13 protein-coding genes and 1 pseudogene are annotated in these 18,040 nt (G+C 60.0%); 8 read left to right on the top strand and 6 right to left on the bottom strand.

What is annotated here, in order from left to right; genetic code table 11:
- Window positions 1-56 precede the first annotated feature (56 nt).
- Window positions 57-1,871 carry a hypothetical protein gene (locus QMZ05_RS11335; RefSeq protein WP_353700828.1) on the bottom strand — a complete coding sequence of 605 codons (1,815 nt, stop codon included), beginning with the start codon at window positions 1,869-1,871 and terminating at the stop codon, window positions 57-59.
- A gap of 1,313 nt (window positions 1,872-3,184) precedes the next feature.
- Here QMZ05_RS11335 and QMZ05_RS11330 point away from each other — a divergent pair.
- From QMZ05_RS11330 to QMZ05_RS11295, 8 genes and pseudogenes are all read left to right on the top strand, one after another.
- The gene (locus tag QMZ05_RS11330) at window positions 3,185-3,487 is read left to right on the top strand and encodes a hypothetical protein (protein WP_353700827.1); all 303 of its coding nucleotides are present in this window, start codon (window positions 3,185-3,187) and stop codon (window positions 3,485-3,487) included.
- A complete protein-coding gene (locus QMZ05_RS11325; protein WP_353700826.1) occupies window positions 3,484-3,999 on the top strand; it encodes a flavin reductase in 516 nt (171 codons plus the stop codon). Before QMZ05_RS11330 ends, QMZ05_RS11325 begins: the two co-directional genes overlap by 4 nt.
- Before the next feature lie 83 nt (window positions 4,000-4,082).
- Window positions 4,083-4,430, top strand: a complete 348-nt coding sequence (locus tag QMZ05_RS11320) for a hypothetical protein (protein ID WP_353700825.1) — start codon at window positions 4,083-4,085, stop codon at window positions 4,428-4,430.
- A 328-nt stretch (window positions 4,431-4,758) separates the two neighbouring features.
- The gene (locus QMZ05_RS11315; RefSeq protein WP_353700824.1) at window positions 4,759-5,598 is read left to right on the top strand and encodes an extradiol ring-cleavage dioxygenase; all 840 of its coding nucleotides are present in this window, start codon (window positions 4,759-4,761) and stop codon (window positions 5,596-5,598) included.
- A complete protein-coding gene (locus tag QMZ05_RS11310) occupies window positions 5,595-5,861 on the top strand; it encodes a hypothetical protein (RefSeq protein ID WP_353700823.1) in 267 nt (88 codons plus the stop codon). Before QMZ05_RS11315 ends, QMZ05_RS11310 begins: the two co-directional genes overlap by 4 nt.
- 141 nt (window positions 5,862-6,002) lie before the next feature.
- The gene (locus tag QMZ05_RS11305; protein WP_353700822.1) at window positions 6,003-7,289 is read left to right on the top strand and encodes an MFS transporter; all 1,287 of its coding nucleotides are present in this window, start codon (window positions 6,003-6,005) and stop codon (window positions 7,287-7,289) included.
- Between the two features lie 33 nt (window positions 7,290-7,322).
- Window positions 7,323-8,129, top strand: coding sequence for an SDR family oxidoreductase (locus tag QMZ05_RS11300; RefSeq protein ID WP_353700821.1), 807 nt, complete (start codon window positions 7,323-7,325; stop codon window positions 8,127-8,129).
- Window positions 8,130-8,305: 176 nt separating this feature from the next.
- Window positions 8,306-9,568, top strand: a pseudogene (locus QMZ05_RS11295) (malic enzyme-like NAD(P)-binding protein); the annotation flags it as partial.
- 39 nt (window positions 9,569-9,607) lie between these two features.
- Here QMZ05_RS11295 and QMZ05_RS11290 read toward each other — a convergent pair.
- The 5 genes from QMZ05_RS11290 to QMZ05_RS11270 form a co-directional block, all read right to left on the bottom strand.
- Window positions 9,608-12,457 (bottom strand): winged helix-turn-helix domain-containing protein, encoded by a 2,850-nt coding sequence (locus QMZ05_RS11290; RefSeq protein ID WP_353700820.1) that lies wholly within the window; start codon window positions 12,455-12,457, stop codon window positions 9,608-9,610.
- 618 nt (window positions 12,458-13,075) lie between these two features.
- Window positions 13,076-14,296: an AGE family epimerase/isomerase gene (locus QMZ05_RS11285; protein ID WP_353700819.1), complete on the bottom strand. Its 1,221-nt coding sequence runs from the start codon at window positions 14,294-14,296 to the stop codon at window positions 13,076-13,078.
- A 61-nt stretch (window positions 14,297-14,357) separates the two neighbouring features.
- Window positions 14,358-15,239 carry a phytanoyl-CoA dioxygenase family protein gene (locus QMZ05_RS11280; protein ID WP_353700818.1) on the bottom strand — a complete coding sequence of 294 codons (882 nt, stop codon included), beginning with the start codon at window positions 15,237-15,239 and terminating at the stop codon, window positions 14,358-14,360.
- A 144-nt stretch (window positions 15,240-15,383) separates the two neighbouring features.
- Complete coding sequence (locus QMZ05_RS11275) at window positions 15,384-16,022, bottom strand: helix-turn-helix domain-containing protein (RefSeq protein WP_353700817.1); 639 nt, start codon at window positions 16,020-16,022, stop codon at window positions 15,384-15,386.
- An 85-nt stretch (window positions 16,023-16,107) separates the two neighbouring features.
- Window positions 16,108-17,973, bottom strand: coding sequence for an AMP-binding protein (locus tag QMZ05_RS11270; RefSeq protein WP_353700816.1), 1,866 nt, complete (start codon window positions 17,971-17,973; stop codon window positions 16,108-16,110).
- Between the last annotated feature and the right edge of the window lie 67 nt (window positions 17,974-18,040).

The following is an 18,040-nucleotide window of genomic DNA, read 5'->3' as shown; positions in this document are numbered from 1 at the left end:
CTTCGGCTGCTTGGCTCCTGGTCGCTGATTCGTCCACGTCGCAAGACGGTCAGCTTTCATTCCTGACAGACAACATAGCCCAGCGCGTTCATTTCGGTGCAGGCCGAGAAAAACGACATCAGCAACCAATACAGTTGCACGAAATAGGGATCGGGAGTCCGGCCGAGAGCGATGCCAGCCAACGCTTGCTCGACGGCGGCGCGGCTCAATGACGATGTGACGATGAACACACGACGGATCGCGTCAGGTGCGCTCCGGGCGCGCTCGAAGTCCGACGCAAGTTGCTCTGGGTCTCCACGTAACAAGCGCGAAATCGATGTGGTGACACCACCGTTGACGTATGGCTTCTTCCAGCGGGAGACCTTCCTGCCGGTTGCTGCAGCCGGTAGACTCATTCGCTGGAGATTCTTGATCGCCTGGCTGACGGATACGTGAAACGCACCTGCACCCAGCGAGAGCTCGCCGTGTTTGGCGTGATAGAACGTGATCCGGGGCGGACTGCTGGTGTTGTTGAGCCCTATGAAGTCTGCCCATTCGTCGCCAAGGTCATCGCAAACCAGCACTTCGTCGCCATCCGCGATCGAGGCTTGGATCGCTCCAAAAGTCGAGTCGGCATCGAAGGCGGTATGCTCTTCGGTAAAGGTGCCTTTTTCGTCGACCACCTGAGCGAGCAGGGGGGCCGTGTGCAAGTAGCGCAGGAATGTCTTTCCTCCGTCAGCCAATCCATCGTCACGAAACAACGTCCCATCGATATAAGCGAGGGAGAGGTTGTCGAACAGCAATATGAAGGCGTTCTCGCGATCGAGATATCGGCGAAGCGACGTTCGATTCGGATCCTGTCCGAGCGGGTAAGCGGCGCTTTCAACTTCGACATCGGTACCATGATGAAGTTGAAGATCGCGTAAGGCGATACGAGACCTGTTGATCGCGATCATTCCGATCTTTACGCCGTCGGTGCTGGACGAAAGATCCATGGCTTGTCCGTCGCCGTTGACGGCAAGCACCGTGTCGAGCTCGGCGAGAACTAGGTCGCTCTGGGGCTTGTTCAAGGTTGAAAATCGGTCGCCGTTCCGCCGCACAAACCGTATCTCGCGGCTCTCATGCAGGGTCTCGGCAAGGCTGGCGACGTTGACCGCAAAAATCGTCGGGCGTGCAATGCCAGAGATGCTCGCCAGGTCAATGGCGCGAGCAAACGTACGAATGAATGTGGCTGGCGTACGTTTGTCCGCCACGAGCTCGTCTATGACCGCCTTGGCGTAGTCGATCAGAGTGAGGTGATCAACACGGTCCGAGCGCTGAGCGATCCGTCCAGTGCTGGGTGTAGTGGAGAAATGCTCCGAGCCCGATCGCACGGCGTAAGCTTGTGGAACGTAGCGGCTTGCCCCGGCGGGTCCAATGACTTCTTGCAAATCATCTGCCTCGAAGGTCTTGTTCCGCATGGCGTGCTTCGATACCGACATGTTGCGAAGGCGTATCTTTTGAAAGATCGCGTCCTGTCGGGCGACCGCCGTGTCGATGCGCTCAGCAGGGACGCGCCCGAGGTAGCGCGTAACAAACCCGGCTGGCACATCAAGCTTCGACTTGAAGAGTGCAGCATGATCGCGGTGCTCGACGAGAAGCACAAAACCGCAGACTCGTTCGCGGACAGTGCTTTCCTCCAGCATGAATGAGGGCACACGATCGTACAGGAAGGAGATGGCCGACCAGACAACCCCGCCTGCCCGCTCGCGGCGATGGTGGAACAGGTTTTGAGACGCAGATGGTTGGGCAGCCCGGATCTGACGGAAAAGGTCATCTACCGCGGCGTTGCTTAACGAACGTTTCAGGCTGTGAAAGTTGGCAGTCTTGCCAACCCGAAGATTGTCAATCAAATGGCATTTCTCCCTCGCGGGGATCACCTTATTCGGCAATCAAAGACGGCCGGCATTGAGGCCGAGAGAATCGATAAAATTCGAGTTCAATTTCAGGTAGCAGAATTATCCGTAGACTATTGCTCTTGCGGGCTCAACAGCTTTCTCCGGCAGTTGATCGCATGCGTATCGGATTATCGATTGCTTCAACTGCTGTCTCGCATCAACTCGGATGGGGTGGCGTCCGGTATCTGATCTTCGTCCGTTTCGGACGAAGGGAACTCCTCGCGCATCTGGCGGCGCTCATGGCAATCCCCACGGCGAAGAGCTCGACCGGTGTCAACCCGACCAGGAGCCCAACCTCGAGACCTGGCCCCGGAGAGTGACCCCGATGGAGAGCTTCGGGCCGAGCACCTCAAGAGGTCTTGTACTGCCTGACGTGCCTGAGCCTCGTGGCGGTGTTGACCATGGCTTTGTGGTCCTTCTGGATGGTCGTCGAAGCAACAACGGCGGTCATTGCTAGCGCCACTCTCCAGAGCGATGCTCCAGTGTAGCGAGGCCGGGATCTGCTAAAAGCCTTATTCACCCGACCATCACTCAAGTCTGACTGACGCTTTCGCGAACATGCGCACGAACGAAAAATGCACGTATCTGGTGCGGTTTCTGGTGCGGTCATCGCGCCACGGGCAACGAAGACGCAGTAAACTATTGATCTCATTGGTGGGCCCGGCAGGACTCGAGCCTGCAACCAGACCGTTATCAGTGGCCAGGAGCCCTCACGAAAATAGGGCGAGGCGCCTCCAAAGCGACTACGTCCTGCCCGAGCCAGGGCCGAAAAGCACTTTTGAGCGCGAAGTGGACTTAGTCGCTTCAACCATCCTGGTAAGCTGTTGAAGTTACGATGAATGGAGCCGCCCTCCGAGCGCACCATAAACCCACGTTTAGCCTCGAAGTCGCCGGCCACCGCCGCCGTCGTCAGATTAGAGCCCCCTGTTAACTGGTCGCGGGGGGCTGCATGCCACGACATTTTGCGGTGGCGCTTTGGCTCCACAGGTTCAAATCCCGTCCACGATTTGAACCTACTCGTCGACCATTTCTGCCGACGAGGATCGCGCACGAACGGCGGTGCTTGGCGGGCTATCGTGACCTGACGACCCGATTTAGCCTGCCCGCTGGTAAGAGAACAGGGCTTCCAAATCTGTGGGTTTCGCGATGGAGCGGTCTCCCGCCACCAATCGTACGATTTTCAACGCCAACTACGATCTACTGCGATTTTCTCCTTGCGAAGATGGCGCTTGGGACACCCTCATCCAGCTCTACGCGTCGTGCCGCCCATGCCAAATCAGGTTGGTGTTGAGACGCATAAGGAAGCTTGCTGGAGAGCGCGCAATGCCTTCCCCGACAACGGGGGGATGCCCTCGACCGAGAGCACGCTGATAGGAACCATCGGGGAAATCCGCGACAAGGTTGCGGCACTGCATGAGGCGGGAGCCGAGTACCTCATCCTCAGCATCCTTGGCGGGTCCCGACACACGCTGCATCGGTTTGCAGCCGAGATCGTGCCGGAATTCGGGCGCGATCCGCTCGAAGAGCCGGGGCCGGCTGAGCTTGCTGCGGTCGGAGGAGGGCCACGATGACTATTCTCCGCCAGGAATACCGCGACGGGATGGCCCAACTTGGTGCCGCCGTGAATATCATCACGACAGATGGCCCGGCCGGCCGATCGGGAATGACGGCAAGCGCCGTGGTCAGCGTCACTGACGATCCGCCGACACTCGCCGTTTGCATCAATCGATCAAGCCGCAACAACGAGATCATGAAGGTCAACGGCGTGTTGGCGGTCAGCACACTCTGCTCAAGCCAACGCGAAGTCTCGAACGTATTCACCGGTGTTACGGGCTGCGCGCGTGAAAAGCGATTCAAAACCGGCGCATGGCACCCCCTCGCAACGGGAGCACCAACCCTGAAGGGTACGGCCGTTTCCCTCGACTGCCGGATCACCGACGTCCTTGAGAAGGGAACGCACACGATCTTCTTCGCTGAAGTCGAAGCTGTGCAAATCGACGGCGAGACGGAAGGTCTCATTTACTTCGGCCGGGACTACCACCGGGTGGGAACCGCCACTCAACTCGTTTTGGAAGGAGTCTGATTGAAGCGGGCGCCTTCCGTCGATCCGCCAGAGCAGTGCGATATCGGCATGATCTTCCGATCCACTCTCAGAAGGAGACCTACATGCTTGTGCGAATAAATGATCAGTTGATCGCCGCTTTGGAAGAGGCCGACGACTTGAAGCGGTTCAGTGTTGCGATCGATGCCCCCGCTAAAGATCTTCCAAGCCTCAAGGATGCTCTTCAGGACGTCGGGCTGTTGTCCGACGACGGACATATGTGGGTGTCCGAAGATTGGCTGCGGAAAGCCTCACCCCGCTCCTCGGACGAGGCGTGGCAGCAAAACCTGACGGCGATGATCGACGCCGTGCGCGAGTTCGGATGGATCGACGAGCAGACCAGCGCGATCCGCGCTCATGTGGTTTGGAAGGACACGCCGAAGCCTGAACAGCAGACGCGGCGGCTCGACTAGGCTCGTGCGGGTTGCGCCGTCTCATTGGCTCAGGACAAGGGTTGCCGTTGTGGCCCAGGAGGTGAAAAAGCCGTGGTGGCTCAGACTAGCAACGCCACCGGAGGGATCAGTTCTCAGGTTCAGAGTATGAGCTTGGCGTCGGCCTTGTAGGTACTGTGCCCGTAGGTTTTCGTGGCGGTGGCTTCTCGCAAACCCGCGTAGTGAAACATTTCAGACGTCTGAAGCTCGGTCTACTAGCCCCTGATGACGCGGCTCGCTTACCGATGCGAATGTTGGCGCCATGACTCGTGGCGAAAGCGAAGATGCATAGCGGGAGGAGCGAGAGGTCATGGCCAAGCTTGTTGGAGTCTATGCGGTACCGCATACGCCCAGCTTCGTCGCCGAGGTTCAGCTCAATGGCGATCGCTCTGAGGCGTCGCGCTTCTTTGGTCAGATCGAACAGCATCTGGATCAAGCAAAACCAGACGTGATCGTCACAGTCAACAATGATCACTTTAACACGTTCTTCTTTGACAATTGGCCAACCTTTGCGATCGGAATTGCCGAAAAAACCTCAGGTCCCAACGATCAAACCCCTGGCATGCCGTGGTACGACCTTAAGGTCGAGGCGAACGTAGCCCGACACGTCTTGTCTCATCTGATTAAAGAGGGGTTCGACTTTACCTCATCAGTCGATTTCGAGATTGATCACGGCGCATTGGTGCCCTTGCACTTTCTGACGCCGGCGATGAACTTGCCGATCGTTCCCATCTTCATCAACTGCGGGGTTCCGCCCCTGCCAACCGCAAAGCGATGCTATGCATTAGGGCGAGCTATTTCAGCCGCCATTCGCACTTGGGATAGCGACGTTCGTGTTGCGATCGTCGCCAGTGGGTCACTCAGCCTCGAGATCGGAGGGCCGCGGGTTGATGTAGATAAGACGTTCGGCATTCCTGATCCGTCCTGGGCGTCATGGGTGCTGGATCGGATCACGAGGTGTGAGCATGATGAACTGATTGCCCAATCAACTGAGGCGAGAATGCTCGCAGCGGGGAATGTGGCGGGAGAGCTTCTCAATTGGATTATTGTGCTGGGGATTGTCGGCGCAAGCCCTCCCCAAATCCTCATCAATCAACCTGACCTTGGTAACGCATTTGCCGCTTGGAGCACTAGGAGCGAGCGGCCATGAACATCTATCTCATCCACACGCTTTGTCGCCGTGTCCTGCACGACCGGGAGTTCCGAAGGCAGATTCTCGAGAGCCCGGAGGCCGCCGTCTCATCCATGCCATTCAGCGACGAAGAGCGCGCTGCGCTGTTGGCCGGTGATGTGGGGCGCCTGAATCGCGAAGGAGCCTCTGGCTTTCTTCTCCTCATACTCAGCCGCTTCGAGGTGTTCGGGTTGAAATTGCCGATCTTTAACCGCCGCATGCGCACCGGAGCACCGGACTGAAACGCGCGTCCGGAAGTCGTCAGCGTCGCGCCTAGCTCGTCACACCAACAGTCAACACAGGACCGGGAGGGCACTCCTCCCGGGACGATCACCTGCAAGCAGTCGCCAAGAGCTGCAGTGTCAAATCATAGGAGGAAGTACATGCAAATAAAGCAGCCAAGTGAAATCGGGCCCGTCCAAAAGAAAGCGCTTCTGAGCAGCTTCATCGGATGGATGTTCGATGGTTTCGAAACGAGCACCTTGATTCTGGTTGGAGGAGCGGCGGTCCTGACGATGTTGGACAGCCCGAAGCCGGATGACGTGAGGTTGGCCGTCGGCGCGGCGCTTGGAAGTACGCTGATGGGCTGGGCGGTCGGTGGAACGATCGGCAGCATCCTGGCCGACTACATCGGCCGGAGGAAGATGCTTATGATTTCCATTGGGGGATACTGCGCGTTCACCGCCCTTACGGCTCTGAGCCACTCATTGACGACTCTGATCGTCTTTCGGTTTCTCACCGGCATGTTCCTGGGATCCGAATGGAGCACGGGGACGGCACTGGTAGCTGAAACGTGGCCTGCCTCGGCGCGAGCAAAAGCACTAGGCATTATGCAATCGGGGTACGGCTTCGGCTTCTTCCTTGCCGCGGGACTGTGGCTCTTCATCCAGCCCTATGGTGGCGCCGATGCATGGCGTTGGATGTTCGTGATTGGCGTATTGCCTGCATTCTTCCTGATCTACATCAGGAGAGGGGTGGGCGAATCGAAACTGTGGCTGGAGGCGGTCCATGGCTCTGCTGCGAGCGATGAAGCAAGTCATACCAAGCGCAGGTTCAGTCTCATTGAAATGTTCGACGATCGACGCGTTCTGACGCATTCGTTCGCGGCGCTTGTCATCGCCACTGTTACCGTCTCTGTATTCTACGGCATCTCGGCGCTCACCGGGCCGTACATCGGTGCAATCGCCGCGAAGCAAGGCCTGACGGCGAGCTCATGGGCAAGCATCAGCGCGCTGGTGTACAACGGCGGTGCGATCATCGGATACGTGGCCGCCGGCTTCATTGCCGACGCGATCGGCCGAAAGCCATATATGCTGCTGATGTTCTTGGGCGCGATCGCCTCTGGCTTGCTGATGTATCTCGCGCCCCAGAGTCTGCTGATCGCGCTCTGCTGCGTGTTCGTTCTCGGTGTTTTTACACTGGGCGTCTTTTCCTGGATGCCGATCTATTTGCCCGAATTGTTCCCAACACGCATTCGTTCGACGGCATCCGGCGTCGTGTTCAATCTTGCACGGCTGGTCTCCTTCCCCTTGCCAATTCTGACGGCCTTCCTGTTCTCGACGCTTGGCGGCTACCAGGCCACCGTCCTGTCGCTCGCTTCCCTCTACGTGCTCGCGATCGCAGCATTGCTGTTGCTGCCCGAGACACGAGGCAAAGCCCTTCCCGCCTAACATCACATGCTGAACTGACATCAGGAGGATTTCATGGATCTCGGTATCGCAGGACGCGTTGCCATCGTTACCGGCGCGAGCGCAGGCATTGGATATGCCGTCGCGGACGAGCTTTTGGCAAACGGGGCGTCCGTTCTCGTCGTGGCTCGAAACGAAGCCAGGTTGAACCAGGCCGCGGAAAAGCTTCTTGGACGCAAAGGCGCGAAGGTCGCCACGCTGGCGGCAGACGTCGCGAAGCCGGAGTCGGCCGAGATCATCGTCGGTAAATCGATCGAGGCGTTTGGCGGATTGCATATCCTCGTGAACAATGCGGGGCGTGCCCATGCCGGCGGCCTGATGAATTCGAGCGAGGAAGACTGGGAAGAGATGACCGGCGTCAAGTTGACGTCGATGCGAAGGATGTGCAAGGCCGCGATTCCTCATATGCAAAAGGCTGGATGGGGGCGCATCGTCAACATGTCGTCGATCGGGGGAATCTACCCCAATCCGAAGTTGTTCGTTTCGCACGTTCTGAGCGCGGCCATCAACAACCTGACGAAATCACTGGCGATGGAAGTGGCGAAGGACGGCATCCTCGTGAACGCGATCGGCATCGGCGCCGTCGCCACGGACAATTGGACGAACAACATGGTCCCGGCCGTACGACGGGCGCGGCAGGAGTTCAGCACTCTGTCGGATGACGACGTCATTGCGCGAATTTCGGCCGAACTGACCCCCGTGGGCCGCGCGGGAACCGCTCGGGAAATCGCCGCGATCGCAGCGTTTCTGAGTTCGGACAGGAATGGCTTCGTAACGGGCGACACGATCGAGGCGTCCGGGGGCGCCGATCGTTTCATGTAGCCGGACGAATGCGGCGAACGGCCCCCGCCCGGTCCGCCGCAAAGATCGCAGGTCGTGGCATTCGACTGGGGTTAGCCACTGATCGTGAGTGGCTCGTGCGTCGGCAGGTTGAGCGGGATCCTCGAAGGCTGTTTCGCGCGTCCCGGGATCAGCCTGCCGCCGATGGCGAAGAAGGAATGGAAATTTTGATCGTTAGAGACGAGATCACCGACGCCGAGGCGCTCAACTATCACCTCGAGCCATGGCCCGGAAAATACGAATTGGTGTCCTCGACGCCAATGCTGACGCAACGGGACCTGTCGCTTGCGTATAGTCCGGGCGTTGCCGCTCCTGTCTTGGCTATCGCCGCTCGGCCCGACACCGCCTATGACTACACTGTGAAGGGCAACATGGTCGCCATAGTTACGAATGGTACCGCAATTTTAGGGTTGGGAAACCTGGGGGCGCTTGCGTCGAAGCCGGTGATGGAGGGTAAGGCGGCTTTGTTCAAGCGGTTCGCCGGCGTCGATGCGATCGACATCGAGCTTGAGACGGAAGCCGTCGATGAGATCGTGAGAACGGTCCGCCTCATGCAGCCGACGTTTGGCGGAGTAAACCTGGAGGATATCAAGGCTCCTGAGTGCTTTCTCATCGAAGAACGGCTGAGAGAGATAATGGATATACCAGTGTTCCATGATGATCAGCACGGAACGGCGGTGATCTGTGCCGCAGCGCTCATCAATGCGCTTGATCTGGCGGACAAGAAGATCGAAGACGTGAAGATCGTGCTGAATGGAGCTGGAGCAGCAGGCATCGCATGTCTGAAGCTCTTGAAGTTCCTGGGCGCGGTCCGGGAGAATTGCATTCTGTGCGATTCGAAGGGGCCGGTGTGGAGCGGCCGTACTGACGGAATGAATAGATGGAAGTCCGGACATGCGACGGACACGACTGCCCGCACGCTGGAGGAGGCGGTCGAATGCGCCGACGTTTTCATCGGAGTGTCTGTAAAAGGCGCGTTGACCCGTCGGATGGTTGAAAGCATGTCCGCAGACCCGATTATTTTCGCGCTTGCAAATCCAGACCCTGAGATCACCCCCGAGGAAGCTCGGGCCATCCGTGCTGATGCCATAGTGGCGACCGGTCGCTCCGACTACCCTAACCAGGTCAACAATGTTCTTTGCTTTCCATATCTGTTCCGGGGAGCACTGGACGTCCGGGCGCGCGCGATAAACGAGGAGATGAAAATCGCATGCGCTCAGGCCTTGGCTGGGCTGGCACGCAGTGCAGTGCCTGATGAGGTGGAGAGTGCATACGGTCGGAAGCTATCGTTTGGGCGCGACTACATCATTCCCACACCGTTCGACCCGAGGCTGATCTATACCGTACCAATAGCGGTGATGAAGGCAGCCGTCGAGACGGGTGTTGCCCGGCGATCGATCCCAGATCTGAGCGAGTACGAACGAGGTCTCCAGCGCAGAATGAAGAGAACTGGCTAGCGCTCAACGCGAAAGATCAAGTCCCAAACGGCTCGCGAGGGCGCGTGCTGCAGCCAGGTCTCGCCCGGCGGTCGCGGCAGGAAAGCTCTCGAGTGCCGCCACGAGCGTCGACCTGGCTTCGTCATTATCCCCTTGGCTGGCCAGCATGGTGGCCAGATCGGTGGCGACTTTCAAGGTCCAAGCCTTTGCCCCTTGTCGATGGCTAATCGACAGAGCCTTTCTGAGGCCGGCAATGGCTTCGGAAGGGGAATTATTGAGGTGGGAGCCAGCGCGACGAAACTCCGGTTCGCCCCAGGACGAATCGCTCTCGCATCGAGAGAGGAGCAGCGATGAGATCGGCCGAAGAGCGGTAGGATCCCACTTGTTTCGTTGCGCGGTGAGCAGGATGTCGCTGAACAGGGTGGAGTACTCCTGATCAAAGCCCAGCCGTTCAACGGAAGCCACGGCTGCCGCTAGGCGCGAGACAGGTACCTCCCCCTCATCACACACCTGAGCCCACAACTCGAAGAGGTCGCCGTAGGTGCTCCAAAAGCCCAACCCATGTTCGCGCGCAATGTGTTGTAGGCGTTTTGCCTCGCGCCGAACAGCTTCACGATCGCCGTCAAGAGCGTGCACAGTGCACCAGCCTTCTGCAAGTGCGCAGCAGAGCGTGTTGGCATGGTCGAGCGCTCGCGCTTCGGCGGCTGCGGCAGCTGACATCTCCTTGCCTTGATCGCCGAAGCCTTGGACCCAAAGTATACGCGACAGGAACGACAACCCGGCGATACGCTGATCGATGCCGAACCGAAATGCCTGCTGAGGGCGGTTGACATCGAACCAGCGAAGGCTGCTCTCGATAAGTTCCCGCGCGAGATCGTGATTGCCGAGAAAGTGTTGGGCGACACCGCAGATGCGTCGGCCGACCGCTTGCGCTTCCGAATCATTAGACGCAGTAGATAACTGGAGCATTTCCTCCGCGTGCTCCAGTGCCAAGCGGTAGCTACCCGACCTGAGATTGTAGAGCCAAAGTCCGTATCGAGCTTGCAGTTCAATCTCGTTGGCGCGGAGTTCCCGAGCGAGGGTAAGAGCCTTATGCCATGCGGCTCTCGTCTCAATGACCGGACCGATTGCCCAGCTGAGCGCCGTTCCAAGGGCTGCCATAAGCGCCATCTCGTCGTCCGGATTGAGCGCGTCTGCGAGACGGTCCAAGGCTTGGGTAATCCGCCGTCGGCACTCATCATGCAATGACAGTTGAATCCAGAAGGGGGTTGCGCAGGCCAACATGCTTACGCCGATCCGCAGATCTCCCTTCGCGGAAAAGGACCAGTCCAGAGCGGCACGGATGTCATCGATCGCATTTTCGAAGGTTGCGCGCCAATCTTCCGTCGGCAGCTTTTTCCAGTCGTCTGACGCGCTTCGAGTGATCTCGACGAAGTAGGCTGCATGCCGTGCCGCGCTCAAGTCAACATCACCGCGTTCTGCCAGCTTCTCCAGCGCGTAGAACCGAATCGATTCCAAGAGCCGATATCTCGGTGTAGCTCGATTTAAATCAAGAAGAAGAAGTGACTTCCCTACGAGGCCGCCGAGTAGGTCAAGACTGAACCACGGGTCGTCGCTCTCGGGAGCTGCAACGGCTCTTGCCGCCTGGGCGTCGAAACTCGAGGCAAAAAGAGCCAATCGGCAGAATAGTCGCTGCTCGTCGCTGTCCAGAAGATGGTAGCTCCAGTCGACCGTGGCCCTGAGAGTGCGATGCCTCGATAGAGCCGTACGACGACCAGCGGTCAGCAGGTTGAAGCGATCATCAAGAGCGGCGAGAACGCCTCGGACTCCAAGCGTGGAAACACGAGCCGCTGCGAGTTCCAGGGCGAGCGGCAGACCATCGAGGCGCTGACAAATTGCACTCGCGACTTCAACATCAAGGTCGAGCGACTGCACGTTCGCTGACGAGCGCTCTGCAAAGAGCTCGAAAGCTGGGTATGCCATTGCAACATCCAAGTCGCGTGTGTCGGGCGGCGGAACCGCGAGGGGGGCAAGGCGATAGATCTGCTCGCCATCGAGGCCAAGAGGCTCCTGACTGGTAATCAGCACCTTGATCATAGGGCCGTGGCACAGAATCGTCTCAACATTCCTGGAGATTGGTCCAGCAAGATGCTCGCAGTTGTCGACGATCAGGAGAAGCTGCCGACTCGACAGCAGGAATCCGATCCGATCGGCGTGCTCGATGTTGGAGGAAGGGATCTGCAGTGCTCCCGCAAGGGTTGGACCTACTAATTCGTCCTCCGATATCTTGCCGATTTCTGCCAGGTGGACGCCATCCTGAAAATGTCCCGCCAAGCGTCGCCCGAGCTCAAGGGCGATTCTTGTTTTCCCAACTCCTCCGGTGCCGGTAATTGTGACGAGACGGCTTTTGTTGAACAATTGCTCGATTTCGCGAAGGTCAGCGGCGCGTCCAAGCAGCGAGGTCAAGGGAAGGGGCAGGTTTGACGGCGGCGATCGCATCGCCTCCGACGCTCCTTTTTCGGAATGCGGCGTCCGGCTTTCCGCGACCAGTCGATAGCCGCGCCCGAACTCGGTCCGGATCATGCCGCGATCAGGGCCTAACGTTCGCCTGATAGCCGACATTTGGGCTTGAAGATTGTTCTCTTCGACAACGACCCCCGACCAGACGGTATCGATAAGTTGGTCCTTTGACACCAGTTCGCCGTCGGCCTGCACGAGCACCCAGAGGACATCGAAGGCGCGCGTGTTGATGTCGACCTTTGCGCCCTCGCGCAGGAGTAGGCGTAGCCTCGGGAAGATGCTGTAGCGTCCGAACTCGACGCCCTTGTCGTCGCGAGTTTGATCATTCGAGGGAGATGAGGAAGTGGCCTTCATAAAGCCACTCTAACGATGAGATCCGCCGGGCCATGTTCGAAGTATCGGTGAATCCCGGAGAAACATTGGGCTGTCTCGGATCGCTCGCTGTTCGCCTGGACTTCAGCGATAAAGCTCGGCGTATGCGGTACAGCATAAAATGCGAGGATTTCTGCCATAAGAGAGAGTCTCATCGTGTTTCGATCCAAGGCAAGTGGGGCCGCCCCAACGAGATTAGCGAGGCGTGCCTAGGTTTGACCGGTTCATGTCACGGCGTTCTGCTTGAGATGCCGATTCTCGATAGCAAGCTGTTGTGTTCCGCTCTCACCGGCCTTCGCTTTAAGCTTCTCGTCGCCTCGGGGCAGAACCATTTCGAATTGCATCCGCCCGGGTGGATACAGATATATCATCATTTCGACGCTGGGGTCCAAGCGGCCGCTCGGACCTTGAGTGGCCATATCCACGGGTCACTTTGGCTGATGGATTGGCCGCCCGCCGCTCAGTGGCAAGAGGAAGCTGATCGTGTTCTAGCGAATGCCAACTCCGCGGCGTTGTTAGGTCATGACTACTAACTTCGGCAACCTGAGCTGAGCGAGACGAGCTCGACCAAGGCCTCGCCGGCCACGACGTGAGAGGCAATCATCGCAGGGGTCCGCCGGCGAGGGCACCGGCCAGGCTGCCCGCGAGCGGCAGGCGGGGGATCAGGACGGACTGGAAGGCATGATAGATATCCGGTTTGCCCGACCAGGTTCCCTCGACAGGTGTGAGATGTGCGTCGAGTTCGTGGCGCCAGCCGCCGAGAACCCTGTCAATCAGATGCTGCGCGGCGAAGTCCCAAATGCGGCGATACCAAATTTCATAGACGTCTTTGCCCGTCGCTTCGTGCAAGGCGGCGGCAGCCCCGATCGCTTCGGTGACCACCCAATGGAGCCGCCGATCCGTCACGGCTTTGCCCTGATGGTCGGTCGTGTAGACGAAGCCACCAGGCTCGGCCCAACCGTCCGTCACCGCCCGGTCGAACAGGCCCTGCGCCGCCTCGAGTAGCCACGTTGGCGGTTCGGCCAGTTGCGCTCGAAGGCCCAGCAACAGTCGCGACCACTCTAACCCATGGCCGGGGGTGACGCCGAACGGGCGGAACGGGTGGTCGGGCACGTCGGAGTTGCAGTCCGGTAACGGCGTCCAGTGGGCGTCGAAGTGCTCCACCACTCGCCAATCGGCGGCGCGCGCGACCCGGTTGATGATCCGCTCAGCGATGCGGAGCGCACGCTGCGCCCAGTGGGGTCGGTCCAACGCGTCCGCAGCCGCCAGAAAGGACTCGACCATGTGCATATTGGCGTTGGCGCCGCGATAAGGCTCGGACAGGATCCAAGCCGCGTCGTAGGCCTCGCAGCAGGCGCCTTCATCCTCGCGCCAGAAGCGTTGTTCCACTAGTTCCAGCGTGCGGCGGAGGCCTTCGCGCGCGCTGGGCCGGCCCGCGACGGTCGCGGTGGACAGCGCCAGCACAACGAAGGCGTGAGAGTAGGCTTCCTTCTCCGGTCGGCTCGGTCGGCCGTCCCGAAGTTCTGCGAACCAGCCGCCACGTTCCACGTCGACATAGTCATCTAGAAGGGTGCGGACGCCATGGTCGCAGAGCGGCCCAGCGCCGGGATAGCCGAGCAGATTAGCCAGCCCGAACACGTGCGTGAAACGCGCAGTGATCCAGAGGGGCTGTGACTGGCCGGCCAGAACCTTCCCATGGTCGTCCAGCCAGCCGAACCCGCGCTCGACCCGCGCACCGCGGGCGAAGTCGAACAAGCTCCGTGCCTCAGCCTCGAGCCATGCACGATGCGACGGCAGACCACGCCAGCCTGCCGCGCTCAAGATGGGTCTCCCACGAGTGCTTGCGCGATCATGGTGGACGTCCTCCTGCCGCGCCGATTTTTCATACCCGCATGAAGTCGATCGTCGCGCTCTTGTTCTCGCCGACGAATTGCGTGTCGGCGTGGCCGTAGTGATAGACGAGCGCCGATCGCCGCTGTGGAGCATTGTTGTCGTTCGACATATGCATCAGGAAGCTGTGAAAGACGAGGACGTCGCCTGTTTCCATCATGACTGGCTCGCTGTCGGAGAAGTCGTAATCGACGATCTCGACATAGCCGAAATTTGCACCCGGTCGCGCGTCGGGAATGTGCTCGTGGATCGGGGCGAGGTGCGAGCCGGGCGCCACGAACAGACAGCCATTCTCCACCGTGGCGCGACTGGTGGCGAGCCATACGCCGACCTGCGGCACGCGGTCGAAGAAGAAGTAGAGCGAGTCCTGATGCCAGGGCTGACCCCAGACGCCAGGATTTTTGAGTATGTATTGCGAGTTGAACACCGCGACGTCGGGGCCGAGGATGGCGTGCATCGCGTTCACGACTTCGGAGTTGCTGGCGAAGCTCTTGAACGGCTCGGCGCGATGCAGGTTGTAGAGCTTCGACATGCGAAGGTGGGCTGCGCCGCCGGAATTGATCCGAGCCTCTTCCTCGATCGCGATCGTCCCGTTCCTGCCCTTGTGATGGCCGTTCACCGATACTTCGGCGTCGCTCTCGGCTTCGCTGAACAGCGCAATCGCGCGGTCGGTCATCTCGGCACAAAGTACCGGATCGACGACCTCCTTGAGGACGAAATAGCCCTTCTCGATCCAGCTCTCGGCCTGTTCCGGCGTGAGGCGAGTGAGATCATATCGGTTGTGTTCGGGAAGGCAGATCTTGCCGCCCTGCGTGACATTCATTCCCGAAGCGGCCGAGCGCTTCGTCGCGGCCCCCACCTGCTTTGTGTCCATGGCACTTCTCCCAAAAGCGGGCGGGCGCGACCCCCGCAACTGGCGATGAGATAAGTCGAACATATTATTATAGTCAAATAGAATTATCGGGATGCGAATGCCGTGGGCGCCGAGCTATAGGGTAATCGCGACAATGATTGAAAGTCAGCCCTTCAGCGGGCGAAGAGGCAGGATGGCGCGAGCCATGCGCTCGGCGAGGTCGAGCGCTGCCTCGGTCTCGGTGACGAGATCACAGCTGGCACGCGCCTTGCTCCAGCGCGACCAAGCGAGGACGCCGCTCGAGATGAGGGCCTTCGCCGCGAGGAAAGGCACGTAGTCAGCCGCAACATCGAGCCCATAGTCGGCGGCGATATATGCTGCGAGCAACTGGATCTCGCGGTCCTCGTAGCGCATCCAGTTGAGCGCGAGCTCGGGCTCCTTGTGAGCCTCGCGGCTGATCCCTCGCTTGTGGTCGCCCTTGGCTTGCCGAGTCTTGGCCGTCGTTAGGACCAAGTCGCGGAAGAATTCGAAGAACGGAACCCTGCCTTTGGCCTGGTCGACCATGTTCGCGAGCTGATCAAGCTCGACGCTCGCCAGCGTCTCGGCAAGCTCCTTCTTGGTCCGGAAGTGGGTAAACAACGTGGTGATATGGATGTTCGCCGCCTCGGCGATCGCATTCATCGTCGCCTCAGCGTAGCCGACGCGCTGGAACTCGCTGAGCGCCACTTCGAGGATCCGCGCGCGGGTCTGCTGCCGGCGCGCGGCCCGGCGGGGAAAGCGCTCCTTCTCGGGAGCATCGTCCATGGTTGCTGAAGTGCCTTCCGGCAAAACCCAGTCCCTGCATCCGCCCGCAGGCGTAAGGAATGATCTAGTCGACTCGGACTATCCGTCATAGCGCCTGTGCGTGCCCGCGTCCACCGGTAACCGGCGACGCGAGATAGACGGTAGGCGGTGGCGGGTTACGATAGAGGTCGGTCACCTTCTCCGTACGAGAGTCCAGCGTCGCGGACTGGTTGACGTATCCCTTGTCGTTGATCTCGCCTGCAGCGCTGTTCAAGGGAACGGTCATGATCGAGAAGCGCTCGATCCGGCGTGATGCCCCACCGGCGGTCGCATTGTGTGAGGCCAGCCTGCCGGATAGTTCGGCGGCGAGCGCATCGACATCCAGTTCGCCATCGGCCGAGAAGGCCTGGAGCGCCGCAGCAGATGGCCAAAGCAATGCCGCCAAATATCGCTTGTCCTGACCCGCGATGACGGCGTCCTGGACACAGGGACTGCATGCCGCCACGAGGGCCGGCCTCAGCGTCCCGACCGACACCCAGGTGCCGCTGTCGAGCTTGAAGTCCTCAGTGACTCGGCCATCGAAGACCAGGCCTTGGCGTGGGTCTGCGGGATCGACAAACCTGACCGCGTCACCGAGCCGATAGAAGCCTTCCTGATCGAACGCATCATCGTTGCGCGCGGGATCACCGAGATAGCCGGGCATGACGCTCGGCCCCTTCACGCGGACTTCAAGCTTTGGACCGTTCGGCACGAGTTTCAAGGTGATGCCCGGCATCGGCAATCCGATCAGGCCGACACGCTCGGTCGCCCAGTGGGTCATCGTGATCCCCTGGGTCTCGGTGGATCCGTACATCGTCGTCAGCGGGATGCGATATCCAGTCTCGGCAATCGCCATCGCCTGCAGTCGCTCATAGATGTCGTTCGACAGCGTCGCGCCGCCATAGGCCATATAGCGCAGGTTGCGGAAGAAGTTCTTGCGCAGTTCGGCATCGCGCTCGAGCGCATCGGCGAGCATGCCGAAGGCGATGGGCGCTGAGGCGAAACTGATCGGGGAAACCTCGCGCAGGTTGCGGATCGTGGCGTCGAACATCCCCGGCAACGGTCGGCCTTCATCGAGGTACAGCGTTCCGCCATTGTGCAACACGCTGTTGAAGTTGATGTTGCCGGCCGCAATGTGGCTCCAGGGCATCCATTCCAGAGATTCCGGGATGACGTCGGAATCGGCCGCTTCGGTACGCAAGCCGTCGAGCCCGGCGAGCACGGTGGTCAACATCTTGTGGGTCTGGGGCACGGCCTTGGGCAATCCGGTCGAGCCTGATGTGAACAGGATCTTCGCGACATCGTCGGGCGCGATGGCATCGCGTCGCGCTGTGACCGACGCGGTCGGCGCGACCTTCAGTAACGAGGCAAAGGACGTGCCCGGGCCGCCGTCGACGGAAACCACCTCGATGTCCGGATGCCTGTCACGGAGCGCGGCAATGGCGTCTTCGAACTGCGCTGACGATTGCGCGAACACCAGGTCAGGGGCCACGCGTCTCGCGCAGTGCAGCAGGCGCGTGCGATCATTCGGTATCAGCGAAAAGGAGGGGCTGATCGGAACGACCGGAACGCCCGCGGTCAGGCATCCGAGCGTCAACAGCGCGTGCTCGATGGAATTGCCCGACAGGATGAGGACGGCCGACTTGCCGTTGAGGCGCCGATCGGTCAGCGCCTGCGCGACAGCCTCGGCCGCGTCGAGCGCCTCGCCGTAGGACACGGATCGCCACGCACCGACGGGCCCTTGCCGTTCCCGCAGGAATGGCCGGTCCGGATGCCGCGCAGCCCGCGCCGCCAGGATATGTCCGATCGACGGCGGTACCGTGCCGGCCGGATGCTTGGACGCGATTAAGAAGCAGCCGTCGGCGCGCGACTCGACCTTGATGTCGGGGCCACGCCAGCCAAGCGGCTTGAAGGGAGGTAACGAACCGTTCATCGGAATCTCTCCGGAGGATCATCATCGACACGCCTAAAATCTCTGTCGGCGGTCGAAATTGACCCTT

The sequence above is a fragment of the Bradyrhizobium sp. INPA03-11B genome, from assembly GCF_040446015.1.
GTDB lineage: Bacteria > Pseudomonadota > Alphaproteobacteria > Rhizobiales > Xanthobacteraceae > Bradyrhizobium > Bradyrhizobium macuxiense_A.
This window is presented reverse-complemented; position numbering and strand designations above follow the sequence as displayed.

Excerpts from the sequence above, each read along its gene's own strand:
- QMZ05_RS11320 (WP_353700825.1), top strand. The coding sequence starts at position 4,083 with ATGCTTGTGCGAATAAATGATCAGTTGATCGCCGCTTTGGAAGAGGCC.
- QMZ05_RS11270 (WP_353700816.1), bottom strand. The coding sequence starts at position 17,973 with ATGAACGGTTCGTTACCTCCCTTCAAGCCGCTTGGCTGGCGTGGCCCC.
- QMZ05_RS11300 (WP_353700821.1), top strand. The coding sequence starts at position 7,323 with ATGGATCTCGGTATCGCAGGACGCGTTGCCATCGTTACCGGCGCGAGC.
- QMZ05_RS11310 (WP_353700823.1), top strand. The coding sequence starts at position 5,595 with ATGAACATCTATCTCATCCACACGCTTTGTCGCCGTGTCCTGCACGAC.
- QMZ05_RS11275 (WP_353700817.1), bottom strand. The coding sequence starts at position 16,022 with ATGGACGATGCTCCCGAGAAGGAGCGCTTTCCCCGCCGGGCCGCGCGC.
- QMZ05_RS11315 (WP_353700824.1), top strand. The coding sequence starts at position 4,759 with ATGGCCAAGCTTGTTGGAGTCTATGCGGTACCGCATACGCCCAGCTTC.
- QMZ05_RS11305 (WP_353700822.1), top strand. The coding sequence starts at position 6,003 with ATGCAAATAAAGCAGCCAAGTGAAATCGGGCCCGTCCAAAAGAAAGCG.
- QMZ05_RS11330 (WP_353700827.1), top strand. The coding sequence starts at position 3,185 with ATGCCAAATCAGGTTGGTGTTGAGACGCATAAGGAAGCTTGCTGGAGA.
- QMZ05_RS11290 (WP_353700820.1), bottom strand. The coding sequence starts at position 12,457 with ATGAAGGCCACTTCCTCATCTCCCTCGAATGATCAAACTCGCGACGAC.
- QMZ05_RS11280 (WP_353700818.1), bottom strand. The coding sequence starts at position 15,239 with ATGGACACAAAGCAGGTGGGGGCCGCGACGAAGCGCTCGGCCGCTTCG.
- QMZ05_RS11325 (WP_353700826.1), top strand. The coding sequence starts at position 3,484 with ATGACTATTCTCCGCCAGGAATACCGCGACGGGATGGCCCAACTTGGT.